Consider the following 242-nt stretch of genomic DNA (forward strand, 5'->3'; position numbering starts at 1 on the left):
TCTTTGGTGTCTCTTCTTTCAATTCCCCACCGTATCCCGCGTTTTTCTTGATAAAGGCCGGCAAACGATTGAACCATTGACATGGCCTCTTCTATAGATCCCATGTTTTCAATTCCGTAATGGCGTGTCACCTCATGGTTTGAAAAACAAGCAAAAATGGCTTCTGCATCTTGATCTTTGATTTGTCTAAGTGTAAGCCGATCCGTTTCTAATACAGGAAACATTCCACCACTCCCCAAGTT

Annotated in this window: 1 protein-coding gene; it reads right to left on the reverse strand. The window is 42.6% G+C overall.

Annotation, left to right across the window (positions count from 1 at the left end; genetic code table 11):
- Positions 1–224 (reverse strand): GNAT family N-acetyltransferase (locus CF394_RS00185; protein WP_133079767.1); only part of this gene is annotated, 224 nt, incomplete at its 3' end.
- Between the last annotated feature and the right edge of the window lie 18 nt (positions 225–242).

This window comes from Tetzosporium hominis (assembly GCF_002265435.1).
Taxonomy (GTDB): domain Bacteria; phylum Bacillota; class Bacilli; order Bacillales_A; family Planococcaceae; genus Chryseomicrobium; species Chryseomicrobium hominis.